Source organism: Psychrobacillus sp. PGGUH221, from assembly GCF_042055255.1.
Classification (GTDB): Bacteria; Bacillota; Bacilli; order Bacillales_A; family Planococcaceae; genus Psychrobacillus.
Map to the genome: position 1 here is coordinate 1 of NZ_JAQMHQ010000036.1, position 497 is coordinate 497.

The window sequence follows — 497 nt, forward strand, 5'->3', positions numbered from 1 at the left end:
AATTTATTAGTTTCAGGATACTCATTCAGAGATAATGTTTCCTTCAATGCTCTTAAAATTCCATCTTCAGTTACACCATTCATACTAAATTCTTCAGTATAGAAAGACAATCCGTTATTGTGTAATGTGGCAAAATCCATAACATCTTTAACCAGATTTTTATCCATTGGTACACTATGAATCAATTCTTGGTTATGTTTCACATATCCCCCATTAGCTGTAATGAATGTTTCTATACCTAGTTCCTGTAATTCATTGCACATTGATAACGGTCTTCCTGTTGCTGCAACAACTTTTATTCCTTTACTCTTCAATGTTTTTATAGCTTCAATAGTACTGTGTGGAATGGTGCCATCTTCATGATTTGTAATAGTCCCATCCACATCGAAGAAAACAATTTTATAACCCATAAAATTCTCCCTTAAAAAGTTCTATAATAGTAACAGCTTATCTAGTATTCGCTTTCCCTACAAAGAATCCTTCTTCAACTAACCTGC

At 33.0% G+C, this 497-nt stretch carries 1 protein-coding gene; it reads right to left on the reverse strand.

From position 1 onward, the window contains the following. Positions 1–410 (reverse strand): HAD-IIB family hydrolase (locus PGC35_RS22070; protein ID WP_375220728.1); only part of this gene is annotated, 410 nt, incomplete at its 3' end. Positions 411–497: the final 87 nt, after the last annotated feature.